General features: G+C 71.7%; 15 protein-coding genes. 7 read left to right on the top strand and 8 right to left on the bottom strand.

Going from position 1 to position 14,993, the window contains the following annotated elements; translation table 11 throughout:
- Window positions 1-4 precede the first annotated feature (4 nt).
- Both BC793_RS11155 and BC793_RS11150 read right to left on the bottom strand, forming a co-directional pair.
- Complete coding sequence (locus BC793_RS11155; RefSeq protein ID WP_109591973.1) at window positions 5-1,156, bottom strand: glycosyltransferase 87 family protein; 1,152 nt, start codon at window positions 1,154-1,156, stop codon at window positions 5-7.
- Window positions 1,157-1,209: 53 nt separating this feature from the next.
- Window positions 1,210-1,413: a hypothetical protein gene (locus tag BC793_RS11150; RefSeq protein ID WP_109591971.1), complete on the bottom strand. Its 204-nt coding sequence runs from the start codon at window positions 1,411-1,413 to the stop codon at window positions 1,210-1,212.
- Window positions 1,414-1,481: 68 nt separating this feature from the next.
- On the opposite strand from BC793_RS11150, the gene BC793_RS11145 reads away from it, so the two are divergent.
- Complete coding sequence (locus BC793_RS11145; protein ID WP_109591969.1) at window positions 1,482-1,922, top strand: MarR family winged helix-turn-helix transcriptional regulator; 441 nt, start codon at window positions 1,482-1,484, stop codon at window positions 1,920-1,922.
- Between the two features lie 18 nt (window positions 1,923-1,940).
- On the opposite strand, the gene BC793_RS11140 is transcribed toward BC793_RS11145, so the two are convergent.
- Together BC793_RS11140 and BC793_RS11135 are read right to left on the bottom strand one after the other, a co-directional pair.
- Entirely contained in the window at window positions 1,941-4,895 is a 2,955-nt protein-coding gene (locus tag BC793_RS11140; protein WP_109591967.1) for a bifunctional [glutamine synthetase] adenylyltransferase/[glutamine synthetase]-adenylyl-L-tyrosine phosphorylase, read from the bottom strand.
- Window positions 4,895-5,680, bottom strand: a complete 786-nt coding sequence (locus BC793_RS11135; protein WP_109591965.1) for a type 1 glutamine amidotransferase — start codon at window positions 5,678-5,680, stop codon at window positions 4,895-4,897. Before BC793_RS11135 ends, BC793_RS11140 begins: the two co-directional genes overlap by 1 nt.
- Window positions 5,681-5,713: 33 nt before the next feature.
- Here BC793_RS11135 and BC793_RS11130 point away from each other — a divergent pair, with 33 nt between their 5' ends.
- On the top strand, window positions 5,714-6,718 hold the full coding sequence (locus tag BC793_RS11130) for a quinone oxidoreductase family protein (protein ID WP_109591963.1): 1,005 nt from the start codon (window positions 5,714-5,716) through the stop codon (window positions 6,716-6,718).
- On the opposite strand, the gene BC793_RS11125 is transcribed toward BC793_RS11130, so the two are convergent.
- Window positions 6,646-7,083, bottom strand: a complete 438-nt coding sequence (locus BC793_RS11125) for a GNAT family N-acetyltransferase (protein WP_109591961.1) — start codon at window positions 7,081-7,083, stop codon at window positions 6,646-6,648. The genes BC793_RS11130 and BC793_RS11125 overlap by 73 nt on opposite strands.
- A 94-nt stretch (window positions 7,084-7,177) precedes the next feature.
- Here BC793_RS11125 and BC793_RS11120 point away from each other — a divergent pair, with 94 nt between their 5' ends.
- Window positions 7,178-7,537 (top strand): VOC family protein, encoded by a 360-nt coding sequence (locus BC793_RS11120; protein ID WP_109591959.1) that lies wholly within the window; start codon window positions 7,178-7,180, stop codon window positions 7,535-7,537.
- Between the two features lie 142 nt (window positions 7,538-7,679).
- Here BC793_RS11120 and BC793_RS11115 read toward each other — a convergent pair whose 3' ends face one another.
- Both BC793_RS11115 and BC793_RS11110 read right to left on the bottom strand, forming a co-directional pair.
- On the bottom strand, window positions 7,680-8,372 hold the full coding sequence (locus BC793_RS11115) for a helix-turn-helix transcriptional regulator (RefSeq protein WP_109592442.1): 693 nt from the start codon (window positions 8,370-8,372) through the stop codon (window positions 7,680-7,682).
- A gap of 131 nt (window positions 8,373-8,503) precedes the next feature.
- A complete protein-coding gene (locus tag BC793_RS11110) occupies window positions 8,504-8,929 on the bottom strand; it encodes a DUF350 domain-containing protein (RefSeq protein WP_109591956.1) in 426 nt (141 codons plus the stop codon).
- 165 nt (window positions 8,930-9,094) lie between these two features.
- Between BC793_RS11110 and BC793_RS11105 the strand changes: the two genes are divergently transcribed.
- Together BC793_RS11105 and BC793_RS11100 are read left to right on the top strand one after the other, a co-directional pair.
- Window positions 9,095-9,730 carry an RNA polymerase sigma factor gene (locus tag BC793_RS11105; RefSeq protein ID WP_109591954.1) on the top strand — a complete coding sequence of 212 codons (636 nt, stop codon included), beginning with the start codon at window positions 9,095-9,097 and terminating at the stop codon, window positions 9,728-9,730.
- Entirely contained in the window at window positions 9,727-10,479 is a 753-nt protein-coding gene (locus BC793_RS11100; RefSeq protein WP_109591952.1) for a hypothetical protein, read from the top strand. The genes BC793_RS11105 and BC793_RS11100 overlap by 4 nt, the downstream gene beginning before the upstream one ends.
- A gap of 220 nt (window positions 10,480-10,699) precedes the next feature.
- Here BC793_RS11100 and glnA read toward each other — a convergent pair whose 3' ends face one another.
- The gene (glnA, locus tag BC793_RS11095; RefSeq protein WP_109591950.1) at window positions 10,700-12,052 is read right to left on the bottom strand and encodes a type I glutamate--ammonia ligase; all 1,353 of its coding nucleotides are present in this window, start codon (window positions 12,050-12,052) and stop codon (window positions 10,700-10,702) included.
- A gap of 113 nt (window positions 12,053-12,165) precedes the next feature.
- On the opposite strand from glnA, the gene BC793_RS11090 reads away from it, so the two are divergent.
- Together BC793_RS11090 and panB are read left to right on the top strand one after the other, a co-directional pair.
- Entirely contained in the window at window positions 12,166-13,914 is a 1,749-nt protein-coding gene (locus tag BC793_RS11090) for an NAD+ synthase (RefSeq protein ID WP_109591948.1), read from the top strand.
- A 108-nt stretch (window positions 13,915-14,022) separates the two neighbouring features.
- Window positions 14,023-14,856 (top strand): 3-methyl-2-oxobutanoate hydroxymethyltransferase, encoded by an 834-nt coding sequence (gene panB, locus BC793_RS11085; RefSeq protein ID WP_109591947.1) that lies wholly within the window; start codon window positions 14,023-14,025, stop codon window positions 14,854-14,856.
- Window positions 14,857-14,993: the final 137 nt, after the last annotated feature.

Genomic DNA, 14,993 nt, shown 5'->3' with positions numbered 1-14,993 from the left:
CTGCCTACGCGGTGATCTTGACCTTCTCGTGGACGTCAGACGAACGACGGGTGCCCACAGGTGTCCAGAGCAGCAGAGCCAGGCTGAACCAGACATAAACGTTGCCACCCAGGAACATCAGCGGTGGCCTCGGCGGCTTGTCCCACAGCCAGGTGACGTGCGAGGTCATCACCACGTAGGCCGCGGCGCCCAGATAGAACCGCGACCGGTGCTCCTCGAAGTACGACAGGCAGCGGATCAGGGCCGGGATCAGCCAGACGCAGTGGTGGATCCAGGTGACCGGGCTGATCAGGCAGCTCAGCAGGCCGGTCAGGGCGAGACCGCCGATCACGTCCTCCCGCGCCTTCGCCACCCGCCACGCCCAGACGGCGAGAGTGGCCAGCACGAGCACCAGCCACACCCGCGACTCGATCTCCTCGATCGGCAGGCGGGCCAGCATGCCACGCTCGGACTGGTTGGAGAGGTAGTGGAGCAGGCCGACCCGGTTGGTGTCCCACAGCGCCGACGTCCAGAACTCCCGGGACTCGTCCGGGAAGATCGCCCCGGCCAGCAACGTGACGCCGGTGGCGGTGCCGATCGCCGTGCCCAGCGCCCGCCAGCGCCGGGTGACCAGCAGGTAGAGGATGAAGACGCCGGGGGTCAGCTTGATCGCGGTGGCCAGGCCGATGCCGACACCCGCCCATTTCCGGCCCTTGTCCAGGCCGAGGATCATGTCCCCGGCGACCAGCGCCAGCAGCAGCGTGTTGACCTGACCGAAGCTGATCGTCTCGCGGACCGGCTCGAAGGCGATGGTCAGGCAGAGGGCGATCGCGAAGGCGAACCTGACCGGCCAGCCGTGGCGCCGGATCAGCGGGCCGGCCAGCCACCACACGAGCAGGGCGGTGGTGACCACCGTCCCGATGGTGGCCAGGATCATCACCATCAGCAACGGCAGCACCGTCATCGGCGACATCACCAGGCCGGCGAAGGGCGGGTAGGTGAAGCCGTACGGCGTGCCGGGGCGGAGGAAGTCGTAGACCATGCCGCCGTCACGGAACCAGTACACGATCGCCCCGTGATAGACGCGGGAGTCGAAGTACGAGTTACGGAACACCGCGATGAGGACGAGTCCCACCGTGATCGACGCCAGGCCGATGACCATCGCTTTTCGCTTCATGCCGCACTTTCCACGCCGCCGACCCTACCGTGGCGGCTCACCCCGGCCCGCGATCACCGGCGGGCGGCCCGCTCGGCACGTTTACGCTCGCGCTGCTCACGGGTGTACTGCTTGCGGTTCGCCAGGTCGCGCTTCCACTGCTCGCGGGCGAAATGGTCGGCCCCGTGGACGGCGCCCTTCGTCTGGGCCGGGCCGATCATCGAGCGGAAGAACCAGTCGTCGAACGTCCGGTGGAACCAGGCCTTGAACCTCGACACGACAGCCTCCCCGAGAACAGTTTGTGGACAAATCATTTGTACACCAACTATTGGTAGGCTGACCACCGATGAGTGATCCGGTCGACGACCCCCTGGCGCTGGAGCAGCAGGTCTGCTTCGCGTTGTCGGTGGCAGCCCGCAGCGTCGTGGCGATCTACCGCCCCCTGTTGGAGCCGATGGGCCTGACCCATCCGCAGTATCTGGTGATGCTCGCCCTCTGGCAGTATTCCCCGTTGTCCGTGCGCCGCCTCAGCGAACTGCTGCAACTCGACCCGGGCACCCTCTCGCCGCTGCTCAAGCGCCTGGAGGCGATCGGCTACCTGCGCCGGGAACGGGACCGGGCCGACGAGCGCAGCCTGGCGATCACCCTGACCGAGCGGGGCCGCGCACTGCGGGCCGACGCCGAGCGGATCCCGCCGGCCGTCGTCGAGCGACTGGGCATGCCGATCGAGGAGCTCCGCCGGGTGCACGAGGCTCTCAGCCGGGTGATCACCGCCGCGACCGGTTGAGCCGGCGCCACGCGCCGATCAGCTCTCCAGCACCCGTTCCATCGCGGCCCGGGAACGCCGGGTCAACCGCAGGTACCGGTCGACGAACTCACCCGGGTCGCCGCCGTCCAGCAGGAGCACCACGCCCGCCAGCTCGACCCCGTGCCGTGGCAGCTGGTCGGTCGGGCGGCCACGGACCAGGGTGAGGGCGTTGCGCACCTGTGCCGCGAGCGTCCACCCGGCGGTCATCTCGGCCGCGTCCGACTCGGCGATCAGACCGCCCGCCGCCGCCGAGACGAGCGCCTCCAGGGTCCGGGTCATCCGCAGCTCCGGGACCGCATGCGCGTGCCGCAGCTGGGTGACCTGCACCGCCCACTCGACATCGGCCAGCCCGCCCCGGCCCAGCTTGGTGTGCGTGTTCGGGTCGGCACCACGGGGCAGGCGCTCGGTCTCCACCCGGGCCTTGATCCGCCGGATCTCGACCACCTGCTCCCGGGTGAGACCGCCCGCCGGATAGCGGACCGCGTCGGCCATCGCCTCGAAACGCCGCCCCAGGTCGACGTCCCCGCAGACGAACCGGGCCCGCAGCAGCGCCTGCGCCTCCCACACCTTCGACCAGCGGTCGTAGTACTGCCGGTAGGCCTGCAGGCTGCGGACCAGCGGTCCCTGCCGGCCCTCCGGGCGCAGATCCGCGTCGACACCGAGCGCCGGATCGGGTGCCGGCGCGTTGAGCAGACGGCGCATCTCCTCGGCGATCGCGTGCGCCGCCGCGCTGGCCTCGCTCTCCGGGCCCCCGGCCGGCGGCTCGTAGACGAACAGCACGTCGGCGTCGGACGGGTAACTCATCTCGTAACTGCCGAGCCGGCCCATCCCGATCACGGCGAACCGCAGACCCTCCGGGGCGGGCTTGGCGCGCCGGGCGATCCGCAGCGCCGCGTTCAGCGTCGCGTCGGTCACATCCGACAGGGCCATGCCGATCGCGTCCACCCCCAGCGGACGATCCGGGGCCAGCTCGCCGCCCTGGCTCAGGATGTCCGCGCAGGCCAGCCGGAACAGCTCGCGACGGCGCAGCGCCCGGACCGCGGCGATCGCCTTCACCGGGTCGGTGTGCCGGTCACCGGCCGCGGCGAACCCGTCCAGCAGCGACTCCCGGGGCCGTGGCTGCAACTCGGCGTCATCGGCCAGCAGGCGCAGCGCCTCCGGGTCCCGGGTGAGCAGGTCGGTGGCGTACCGGGACAGGCTCAGCACCCGGGCCAGCCGGCGGGCCACCGGGCCGGCGTCACGCAGCAACCGCAGATACCACGGCGTGCTGCCCAGCTTGTCCGACACCTGGCGGTAGTTGAGCAGGCCACGGTCCGGCTCCGGGGCGTCGGCGAAGTCCTGCAGCAGCATCGGCAGCAGGGTCCGCTGGATCGCCGCCGTACGGGTCACGCCACCGGTCAGCGCCTCCAGATGACGCAGCGCCCCCACCGGATCGGCGAAACCGAGGATCTCCAGCCGCCTACGGGCCGACTCCGTAGTCATCCGCAGTTCCTCGGCCGGCACCCGGGCGACCGCCTCCAGCAGCGGGCGGTAGAGCAGTTTCACATGCAGGCGGCGCACGTTGGCGGCGTGCCCGACCCAGTCCGAGCGGAACGACTCGACGGCGTCCCGGCCGGGCATGGCGGTGTAGCCGAGGGCGGCCGCCAGCCAGCGCAGCCCGGCCGGATCGTCCGGCACGGTGTGCGTACGTTTGAGTTGTTGCAGTTGCAGCCGGTGCTCGACGCCGCGCAGGAAACGGTAACCACGCAGCAGCGTCTCGCCGTCCTCGCGGCCGACGTAGCCGCCGGCGACCAGGGCGCGCAGCGCCGGGAGCGTGCCGCCGCAGCGCAGCGTCTCGTCCACCCGGCCGTGCACGAGCTGGAGCAGCTGCACCGCGAACTCGATGTCACGCAGGCCGCCCGGACCGCGTTTGATCTCGCGGTCCAGTTCTCTCTTCGGCACATTGTCGATGATCTTGCGGCGCATGTCGCGCACGTCGGCGACGGCCTCGGGCCGCTCGGCGGCGTGCCACACCAGCGGGGCCAGATCGGCGATCCACTCCTGCGCCAGAGCCAGATCACCGGCCGCCGGACGGGCCTTGAGCAGCGCCTGGAACTCCCACGTGCGGGCCCAGCGACGGTAGTAGGCCTGGTGGCTGGCCAGCGTGCGGACCAGCGGGCCACGGCTGCCCTCCGGGCGCAGTGCGGCGTCCACCGGCCAGGCCACCTGGCCGCAGATCTCGATCAGCCGGGCGGCGATCGTGGTGCCGGCCTGGAGGTCCTCATCGCCGGCGGCCACGAAGATCACGTCGACGTCGGAGACGTAGTTCAGCTCGTTGCCGCCGCACTTACCCATCGCGACGACCGCGAGGCGCGGCTCCGGCGCCGTCGCCGGCAGGCCGGCGACGGCGATCGCGTAGGCGGCGGCCAGCGTCTCGTCGGCCAGCCGGGACAGGGCGTCCATCGTCGGCTCCAGACCGCGGCCCGCCGTCAGGTCGGCGGCGGCGATGCGCAGCAGCGAGATCCGGTACGCGGTCCGCAGCGCCGGCACGGTCAGATCATCGAAATCCGCCAGCCCGCCGTCGGCATCCGGGGGCATGCCGCTGCGCCCGGTCGCCAGGGTGCGCCAGTGCTCCGGATTGGCGACCAGATGGTCGCCGAGCGCCGACGACGCCCCGAGCACCGCGATCAGCCGCCGCCGCAGCCCGTGGTCGACGGCCAGCTCACCGAGCAGCTCCTCGGCCGGTTTCGGCCCACCCCGCCCCGCCGACTCGACGATCCGGTGCAGCTGGCGCAGCGCCAGGTTGGGATCGGCGGCCTTGGAGAGCGCGTCCAGCAGCCCGGCCGCCTGCTCGTCGACCGGGACCTGTGCCTCGGTGTCCCAGAGTCGCAACCCGCCCGGCCCGAGCAGGTCGGTGGCGCGGGCGCCGTTGTCGGCGAAACCGTACCGCGCGAGTCGGGTGGGCCTGGTCATCACTGCCCCAGCAGTGGCAGGGTCCGCCCGGTCCCGGAATGCGGGATGTCGGCGTCGGCCAGCGTGCCCTGGGCCAGCGCGGCGAACCGGACGGCGAACGGCTGCCACACCTCCTCCACGTCGGCGAGCGCCGCGGTGACGGCCGCCACCACCGCCTCCGCGTCATAACCCAGCTCGGCCAGGACGGCACTGTCGGAACGCGCCCAGCCGGCGATCATCTCGGCGTCGCACTCGATGTGGAACTGCAGGCCCCAGGCCCGGTCGCCGATCCGGAACGCCTGGTTCGGATAGCGGGACGAGGCGGCCAGCAGCACCGCGCTGGCCGGCAGCTCGGTGATCTCGTCCCGGTGCCACTGCTGCACGTCGGGCAGCAACGGCACCCACTTGAACAACGGATCGCCGTCGGCGGCGTCGCGTTTGGCGACCAGCCCGGGGCCGATCTCCGGCCCGGCGGCGCTGCGCTGCACGGTGCCGCCGTGCGCCCGGGCCAGCAGCTGCCCGCCCAGGCAGACGCCGAGCGTGGGCACCCGGAACCGGACCGCCTTGCGCAGCAGCCCCTCCAGCGCCGGGAACCAGGGCGCGCCGGGCACGCCGGCGGCGTCCGGAAACGCGCTCTGGTCGCCGCCCAGCACGATCAGCGCCAGATAGCCGTCCAGGTTGTCCGGCAGCTCGTCGCCGGCGTGCGGCCGGAGCACGGTGAGCTCCAGCCCACCCTCGGCCAGCCAGTCCCCGAGCCTCCGGAGGTCGTCGCTGGGGTCGTTCTCGATGACTAGTGCGGTGGCCACAGGTCGAGGCTATCCGAGCTGTTTGAATGGGGCATGCTCGCCGCTGCCATCGTCGCGTTCGGCGGACCCGACGTGTTCGCGCTGACCGAGATCCCCGAACCGGCGGGTGAGGTCATCGACGTGACGGTGGCCGGAGTCGACGACGCCGACGTCCACCGGCGGCGCGGTGCGTACCGGCGGCCGTCCCTGCCCGCGGTGCTCGGCACCGACGTGGTGGGCCGCCGCCGTTCCGACGGGCGCCGGGTCGCCGCTCTGCTGCCCGCAGGCGGCGGTTACGCACAGGTGGCCCCGGCCCGGCACACCGTCGACGTGCCGGACGCGGTGAGCGACGAACAGGCGCTCGCGGTGCTGGAGCAGGGGCTCACCGCCTGGCACAGCCTGCACACCCTGGGCCGGGCCGGCGCCGACGACGTCGTGGTGGTCACCGCGGCCGCCGGCGGGGTCGGTCACCTCGCCGTCCAGCTGGCCCGCGCGGCCGGGGCGCGGGTGATCGGGCTCGCCTCGTCACCGGCGGAACACGCGTTCCTCACCGGGCTGGGCGCGCACGCGACCGTCGACGCGAACCGTCCGGACCTGGGCGCGGCCCTCGGCGAGGCACCGACGCTGGTCCTGGACGGCGTGGGCGGGCGTACGTTCGAGCAGGTGCGCGCGGCGCTGGCCCCGTTCGGGCGGATCGTGGCGTACGGCGGGGCGGGCGCCGTCGCGAACACCGTGGCCGTGGACGAGCTGATGACCGCGTCGACCGGGGTGCTCGGCTTCGGCCTGGAGCGGGTCCTCGACGACGAGGAGCTCTACCGGTCCAGTGCGGCCCGGCTGTTCCACCTGGCCGGCCGGGGCCTGCTCACCGCCCGGATCGGCGGGCGATACCCGCTGTCCGCGGTCGGCCGGGCCCACGCCGACCTGGAGAGCCGGAGGGTTCCCGGCAAGCTGCTGATCGACGTGCACCGCCTACGACTCGACGCGGTTCACGGTGTCCACCTCGCGACCACCTCGTCGTCCTCGGTCTCGCCGGTCTCGGTGAAGCCCAGGGAGAGGTAAAGACGGCGGGCGCCGGTGTTGGCCGGCTGGTAGCTGAGCGCCACGTTCGGCGTGCCCGGCTCGGCGATCAACCGCTCCCGCAACCGCCGGACCACCTCGCGGCCGACACCCTGCCGCTGATGTTTCGCGTCCACCACGAGACCGCCGATCCACCGGCTGCCGTCGTCGTCGACCGCCCACATCACGAACCCGGCCACGGCACCGCCGCGGACCACGGCGAGCGGGTTCCAGGTGTCGCCGTAGTGGCACATGCAGAGGTAGTAGGTGACCTCCGCGACGAACCGCTGCTGATCCGGGTGGACGGTGAGCGCGGCGCAGTCCCGCCAGTTGCCGGCGGTGACCGGTTCGAGGCTGATCTCTTCCATTCGGGTGATCCTGTCAAAGTCCGCCAAACACCGACAGGACGGTGTCGGGCCGGGCCCCGAGAGTGAGGAGGTCCCACAACGAAGGAGAGACATCATGTCCGCAGTGAACGGAATCGGCTGGTTCCAGATCGGCACCGACCAGCCTGAGGAGGCCGAGCGCTTCTACGGCGGCCTGTTCGGCTGGACCTTCGACGCCGCCGTTCCCGGTTACCGGATCATCAGCACCCCGGACGAGGGCGGCCTCCAGGGCGGGCTCGCGGACACCGGCGGGCAGGGCCCGAACCACGCCGTCTTCTCGGTGCTGGTCGCCGACACCGACGCCACCTGCCGGGCGGCCGAGGCGGCGGGCGGCAAGGTGCTGGTACGCCGTTCGTCCGCGGCCGGAATCGAGATCGCCCACCTGCTCGACCCGTCGGGCAACCAGTTCCAGGTGTTCACACCCCCGGTCGGCTGACCCGGCTCAAATCTGGCCGAGGTCAGGCCTAGCGGACCTGGCCGGTGGCTCCCGGCCGGCTCAGGTCAGGTCAGCGGGCCTGGCCGGTGCTCCCGGCCGGCTCAGATCAGGTCAGCGGGCCTGGCCGGTGCCTCCGGCCGGCTCAGATCAGGCTCAGCGGGCGCAACCGGTGCGGGATCTGGACACCGGCCTCGCTGAGCGATCGCGGTGGCGCCGTCTCCCGGGTCGGCGTCACCGAACTGATCCGGTCGGAGCGGAAGATCCGCACCGATTCCCGCAGCCGGCACCAGGCGATCAGATACCAGCGCTCGTTGACCCCGACATAACCCAGCGGCTCGATGTCGCGCAGGGTCACGGCACCGAACCGGTCGGCATAGCCGATCCGCAGCACGCAGCCCACCGGCAGGGGGCCACCGGCCAGGCGCGGCAGCGTGACGGGCGTCGCCTCGCCGGCCAGCTGGATGCGCCCGGCCAGGTCATGGGCGGCGGCCACGTCCTCCGGGCGCATCGCGGCGAGCACCTTGCGCAGCGCGCTGGCCGCGGGCTGCCGGAACGGGGTCCCGGCCATGCTGCGCAGGGCGAGCGCCATCGCGACCGCCTCCTCCGGTGTGAGGTTGACCGGTGGCAGGGTGTGCGCCCGGTCCAGGCAGTAACCACCGGCGCGGCCGGACTCGGCCCAGATCGGGGTCCCGGACTGCTGCAACGCCGAGATGTCCCGCTCGACCGTGCGGACGCTCACCTCGAAGCGCTCGGCCAGCCACCGCGCGCTGCGCGGCCGCGGGGCGACCGCCCGCAACTCCTCGACGAGCGCATACAGCCGGTCGGTTCGATTCACCACACGACCATAAAGCGGGGGTACGACACCTGAGGGACGGCTGCCGGCGCGGGCGGGGCGATCGCCCGGGATCCGCCCCGCAGCCGCCGTCCCGGCAGGGTCGCCACGATCAGCGGCTTCGACGGTGAGCGTCAGGCGATGCAGGCGCAGACGATCAGGGCCGCGCCGAAATGGGACGCGGCGCTGACCAGCGCGCCCGGGTGCCGGTCCTGGGTGCAGATGACCTCGCCCAGCTTGCCCGGGGTCAGCCAGTCCAGCACCAGGAAGGCCAGGCCCATGATGCCGATACCGATCAGGCCGAACAGCGCGGTCGAGGCCAGGCCCTGACCGAACGAGTCGTAGGTGGTGAAGATCGAGGTGAAGACGATGGCGGCGATACCCAGCTGGTTCGACGCCAGCAGGAGTGCCGCGTTCGGGTTGCGCTCCACCCAGATCAGATCCCGCAGTTTGCCCGGGGTGAGCACGTCGATCAGCACGAACCCGACAGCCATCAGCACGATGCCGACGCCACCGAACACTATGCTGCGCCCGGCACCCTCAAGCAGATCCTCCAGCACGGCTTCTCCCTCGTCAGATGTGTTCCGCACAAGACCGTATCGGAGCGGATCTACCGAGTCGATCGGACGCCTGACGCCACGGTGACGTTTTTTTATCAGGCCGCGCTGTACCAGGGGAGCCCGCATGCGGTGTGCGGCGCCGAAGCGAGGCGCGGAGGTCGTTGAATGGTGGCACCTGAGGGCCTCGACGATGTCGTGCAGGCGGCTCAGCAGGGCGACGAGGAGGCGTTCCGCCTGCTCTACCGCACCCAGCAGCCGGCTCTGCTGCGCTACCTTCGGGTGCTGGTCGCCGAGGACGCCGAGGACGTCGCCTCCGAGGCGTGGCTCCAGATCGCCCGTGATCTGCGGACCTTCTCCGGTGACTGGGACGGCTTCCGGGGCTGGACGGCCACGATCGCCCGGCACCGCGCCATGGATCTGCTGCGCGCCCGGCGCCGCCGGCCGCAGGTGAGCGCTCCGGTCGAATACCTGACCGAGTTGAGCGCCGGCGACGACACTGCCGACCGGGCCATGGAACTGGTCACCACCGACGCGGCGCTGGCACTGATCGCGACGCTGCCGCCCGAGCAGGCCGAGGCGGTGATGCTGCGGGTGGTGGTCGGGCTGGACGCCACCACCACCGGCAGGATCCTCGGCCGCCGGGCCGGGGCGGTGCGTACCGCCGCCTACCGGGGGCTCCGACAGCTCGCCGCCCGGCTCCCACCGGCGGCTCCCCCGCGGCCCCCGGAACAGCGCCGGAGCAGCGCCTGGACCGACCCGGTGACGACTTCGGCGGCCGCGGCGCTGAAGGAGATGAGATGACCAGCCCCGAGGAGTGGAGCGAGATGGACCGGAGGACCGCGGACCGCCTGCTGCGCGGTGACCGGACCGGGCACCCGCTCGACCAGGTGCTGGCGGCGGCGACGGCGCCCGCGACGGCGCGGGAGCTGGCCGGCGAGGCCGACGTGATGGCGGCCTTCCGGGCCGCCGCGCACTCCCCCGTCCCGCGCCGGCGTTCCTCGCCGCTCCGGGCGGCGGTGGCCCGGCTGCTCACCCTCAAGGTCGCGGTGGTCGCCCTCGGCACGTCGGCGACCATCGGCGGGGTGGCCCTGGCCGCGAACACCGGCGCCCTGCCCGGCCCGCTGATCGACCACACACCGCCGGCCTCCACACCGTCGAGCGAGCCGGCCCGGGCCACACCGCGGCAGGTGCCCACCACGCTGCCGCAGCCCGCACCCACCACCACGACGGCGACCCCGGACCGGGTGGCGCAGCTCTGCCAGGAGTTCAGTCTCCACGACCGGGACACCCGGACCCGGGCCCTGAACGACGGCCGCTTCGGCGAGCTGGTCCGGCGCGCCGGTGAGCGCGACCGCGAACGGGTCGAGCAGTTCTGCGGCAACCGGCCCCGCAACAGCCCGTCCAGCGGCTTCGGGGGCACGTTCGGCCCCCGGCCGGCCTATTCCGGCGACCATGACGAGCCGCGCCCGGACGACGGCGGCCAATGGTCGCCGAAACCACGGCCGAGCGTGAGCGTGAGCCCGAGCGGCAGCCGGAGGCCACGCAGATGAAGCCGGCACCCGGCGGACCGGATCTGGGGAACGGGCGGTCCGCCGGGTGCCTTTAGCGGTCGGTTGCCGGCAAGGGTGCCCCCACCCAGCGCCCGGCAACCGCACCAGCCAGGCGGTGACGGCTCGGACACCGTCGCCGCCTGGCGCCTCACATGCCGAAAGGGCCTCCCCGATCCGGGAAGGCCCTTTCTGGTACGCCTCGTCTACAGGTACGCCTCGTTCAGAGGGCCCCGAGGTAGCGCTGCCGCTCGTACGGCGTCACCTCGCGGCGGAACTGCTCCCACTCCTGCCGTTTGTTGCGGAGGAAGAAGTCGAAGACGTGCTCGCCGAGCACCTCGGCGATCAGCTCGGAGCCGGACATCACGTCGATCGCCTCGGACAGGTTCTCCGGGAGCGCCTCGTAGCCGGCGGCCTTGCGCTCGGCCGGGGACAGCGACCACACGTCGTCCTCGGCGCCGGCCGGCAGCTCGTATCCCTCTTCGATGCCCTTCAGGCCGGCACCGAGCATGACCGCGAAGGCCAGGTACGGGTTGGCCGCCGAGTCGATCGAGCGGACCTCGACGCGAGCCGAGTTGGGCTTGCCGAACGCCGGGACGCGGACCAGCGCGGACCGGTTGAGGTGGCCCCAGCTGACGAACGCCGGGGACTCGGTGATCCGGTCCGGCAGTTGCAGCGGGAAGAGCCGCTTGTACGAGTTGACCCACTGGTTGGTGACCGCGGTGTACTCCCGGGCGTGCACCAGCAGGCCGGCGATGAACGACCGCGCCGTCTTCGACAGCTTCTGCGGGTCCTCGCTGTCGTAGAAGACGTTGCGCTCGCCCTCGAACAGCGACAGGTGGGTGTGCATGCCGGAGCCGGGCTGATCGGTGTACGGCTTCGGCATGAAGGTGGCCTTGACGCCCTGCGAGAGCGCCACCTCCTTGACGACGTGCCGGAACGTCATGATGTTGTCGGCGGTGGTGAGGGCGTCCGCGTAGCGCAGGTCGATCTCCTGCTGGCCGGGCGCGACCTCGTGGTGGCTGAACTCGACCGAGATGCCGATCCGCTCCAGCGCGAGCACGGCCTGGCGGCGGAAGTCGCGGGCCACCGCGTGGGTGGTGTGGTCGAAGTAGCCGCCGGTGTCGACCGGAACCGGCACGGAGCCGTCGTTCGCCCCGTCCTGGATCAGGAAGAACTCGACCTCGGGGTGGGTGTAGAAGGTGAAGCCCTTCTCGGCGGCCTTGGCCAGGGCGCGGCGCAGCACGTGGCGCGGGTCGGCCCAGGCGGCGCTGCCGTCGGGGAGCAGGATGTCGCAGAACATCCGGGCGCTCTCGCCGCTGACGCCGCCCTCGAAGGGGAAGACCTGGAACGTGGTGGGGTCGGGCATGGCCACCATGTCCGACTCGTAGACCCGGGCGAAGCCCTCGATCGCCGAGCCGTCGATGCCGATGCCCTCTTCGAAGGCGGACTCCAGCTCGGCCGGGGCGACGGACACGCTCTTCAGCGTGCCGAGCACGTCGGTGAACCAGAGCCGGACAAAACGGATGTCGCGCTCCTCGAGCGTGCGAAGCACGAACTCCTGCTGTCGGTCCACTGCCACCCCTCGTTCGGATGTCTACCTATCGAGCCGAGACTACGCTGACCATCGCCTGTGACGTCGGCCCGGGTCGGGATCCGAAGGCCTGGGTTGGGGGAACAATGAGGGGCATGCCCACGTTGCGCATCGCCCTCGCTCAGGTTAACTCGACAGTCGGTGACATTCGCGGCAACGCCGCGTCGGTGCGGCGCTGGTCCCGGGAAGCGGCCGACGCGGGCGCGCATCTGGTCGCGTTCCCCGAGATGATGCTGACCGGCTACCCGATCGAGGATCTCGTCTTCCGCAACTCGTTCGTCGAGGCGTCCCGCTCGGCGCTGCGGGCCCTCGCCGCCGACCTGGCCGCCGACGGCCTGGGCGAGCTGGCCGTCGTGGTCGGTTACGTGGACGCCGACGGCCCACCGGCGATCAGCGCCGACGCGGTGCCCGGCAGCGGCCGGCGCGACGCGTCGGCGCTGCTGCACCGTGGCGAGGTGGTGGCCACCTACTACAAGCACCACCTGCCCAACTACGGCGTCTTCGACGAGAACCGCTACTTCGAGCCCGGCGACACGCTCACCGTGGTCCGGCTCGGCACGGCCGACGTGGCGCTCACCGTCTGCGAGGACATCTGGCAGGCCGGCGGGCCGTTCACCGCGGCGCGGCGGGCCGGGGTCGGCCTGGTCGTCAACATCAACGCCTCGCCCTACGAGCTGAACAAGGACGACGTGCGGCTCGCGCTCGTGCGGCGCCGGGCCGTGGAGGCGGGAGCGGCGGTCGCGTTCGTCAACATGATCGGCGGGCAGGACGAGCTGGTCTTCGACGGCGACTCGATGATCGTGTCGGCTTCCGGGGAGCTGCTCGCCCGGACCGGCCAGTTCGCCGAGGCGCTGCTCGTACACGATCTCGATCTTCCCGAGGCGACGGACACGCCGCCGGCCGCGGAGCACGGTGACGGGATGCGGATCTCGCGGGTCGTGACCGCCGGTGACCTCGCCGCGCTGACCGGCCGGCGGGAGGGTGGCATCGCCGATCGTGCCTCCGACGAGGAGGAGATCTGGTCCGCCCTGGTCCTGGGCCTGCGTGACTACGTCGACAAGAACGGTTTCCGCTCGGTGGTCTTCGGCCTGTCCGGCGGCATCGACTCGGCCGTGGTCGCCGCGATCGCCGTCGACGCCCTCGGCCCGGAGCGGGTGGTCGGCGTCTCGCTGCCCAGCGGCTTCTCCTCCGACCACTCCAAGGACGATGCCGCCGACCTGGCCAAACGCACCGGCCTCGACTACCGCACGGAGCCGATCCAGGCGATGGTCGACGGGTTCCTGGCGAACATGTCGCTGTCCGGCCTGGCCGTGGAGAACCTCCAGGCCCGGGTGCGCGGCGTGATCCTGATGGCGCTCTCCAACCAGGAGGGACACCTGGTGCTGACCACCGGCAACAAGAGTGAGCTGGCGGTCGGCTACTCGACCCTCTACGGCGATTCGGTCGGCGGATTCAACCCGCTCAAGGACGTGCCGAAGACGATGGTGTGGCAGCTGGCCCGCTGGCGGAACACCCGGCCCGGGACACCGCCGATCCCGGAGAACTCGATCACCAAGGCACCCAGCGCGGAACTGCGGCCGGATCAGAAGGACTCGGACTCGCTGCCCGACTACGAGATCCTGGACCCGATCATCAAGGGCTACGTCGACCAGGACCTGGGCCGCGACCAGCTGGTGGCGGCCGGCAACGACCCGGCCCTGGTGGACCGCACCCTGCGCATGATCGATCTGGCCGAGTACAAGAGGCGGCAGTCCGCCCCGGGCACCAAGATCTCCGGTAAGGCGTTCGGCCGTGACCGTCGTCTGCCCATCACCAATCTGTTCCGCGAGGGACAGTCCGTCTGATCGGTGTGAAAACCTCCACTGACCCCTGACCGGCAGGCGGTTTCCGGTGCGACGATGGGCGCACCCGGGGACCGCATCCGCGCGGCCTCGAGGGAGGAGTAAAGCGAAATGTCGGACACCATCCCGACCCTGTACGGTGGGCCGCCGACCCGCCGGGTCCGCACCCGTGACCTGCTCAACGCCAAGGTCCGCGGCGACCGCTGGCCGATGCTCACGTCCTACGACATGTACACGGCGCAGATCTTCGAGCAGTCCGGCGTACCGGTCCTGCTGGTCGGCGACTCGGCCGCCAACAACGTCTACGGCTACGAGACGACCGTCCCGGTCACCGTCGACGAGTTGTTGCCGCTGGTCCGCGCGGTGGTCCGGGCCACCAAGACGGCGCTGATCGTCGGCGACCTGCCGTTCGGCAGCTACGAGGAGGGCCCCACCCAGGCGTTGCGCACCGCCGTCCGGTTCATGAAGGAGGGCGGCTGCCACGCCGTCAAACTCGAGGGCGGGCGCCGGATGGCCCCGCAGATCGAGGCCATCACCGGCGCCGGCATCCCGGTGATGGCGCACATCGGCTTCACGCCGCAGCGCGAGCACGCCATCGGCGGCTACCGCGTCCAGGGCCGGGAGAACGAGGGCGCCGAGGTCATCTCGGACGCCCGGGCGGTCGCCGACGCGGGGGCCTTCGCCGTGGTCCTGGAGATGGTCCCCGGCGACGTCGCCAAGCAGATCACCAAGGAGCTGCCGATCCCCACGGTCGGCATCGGCGCGGGCCCCGACACCGACGCGCAGGTGCTGGTCTGGCAGGACATGGCCGGTCTGCGCACCGGCAAGGCGCCGCGCTTCGTGAAGCGTTACGCCGACCTGGCCGGCGCGCTCACCGAGGCGACGCGACAATTCGCGGACGAGGTCCGCAACGGCGAGTTCCCCGCCGCGGAACACACCTTCTGACCCCTTTTTCTGGTACGGGGTCCGCAGTCCTCAACCGCAGCGGACCCCGTCCCGCCCCACCCCACCGTCCCGCGCGGCCACGACCCTCGCCCGGACATCCGTGCCCGGCGCCGGCACCGGCCGCGTCACCGGTGCTG

It is taken from the genome of Actinoplanes xinjiangensis (genome assembly GCF_003148685.1).
In the GTDB taxonomy this organism is placed as follows: domain Bacteria; phylum Actinomycetota; class Actinomycetes; order Mycobacteriales; family Micromonosporaceae; genus Actinoplanes; species Actinoplanes xinjiangensis.
This window is presented reverse-complemented; position numbering and strand designations above follow the sequence as displayed.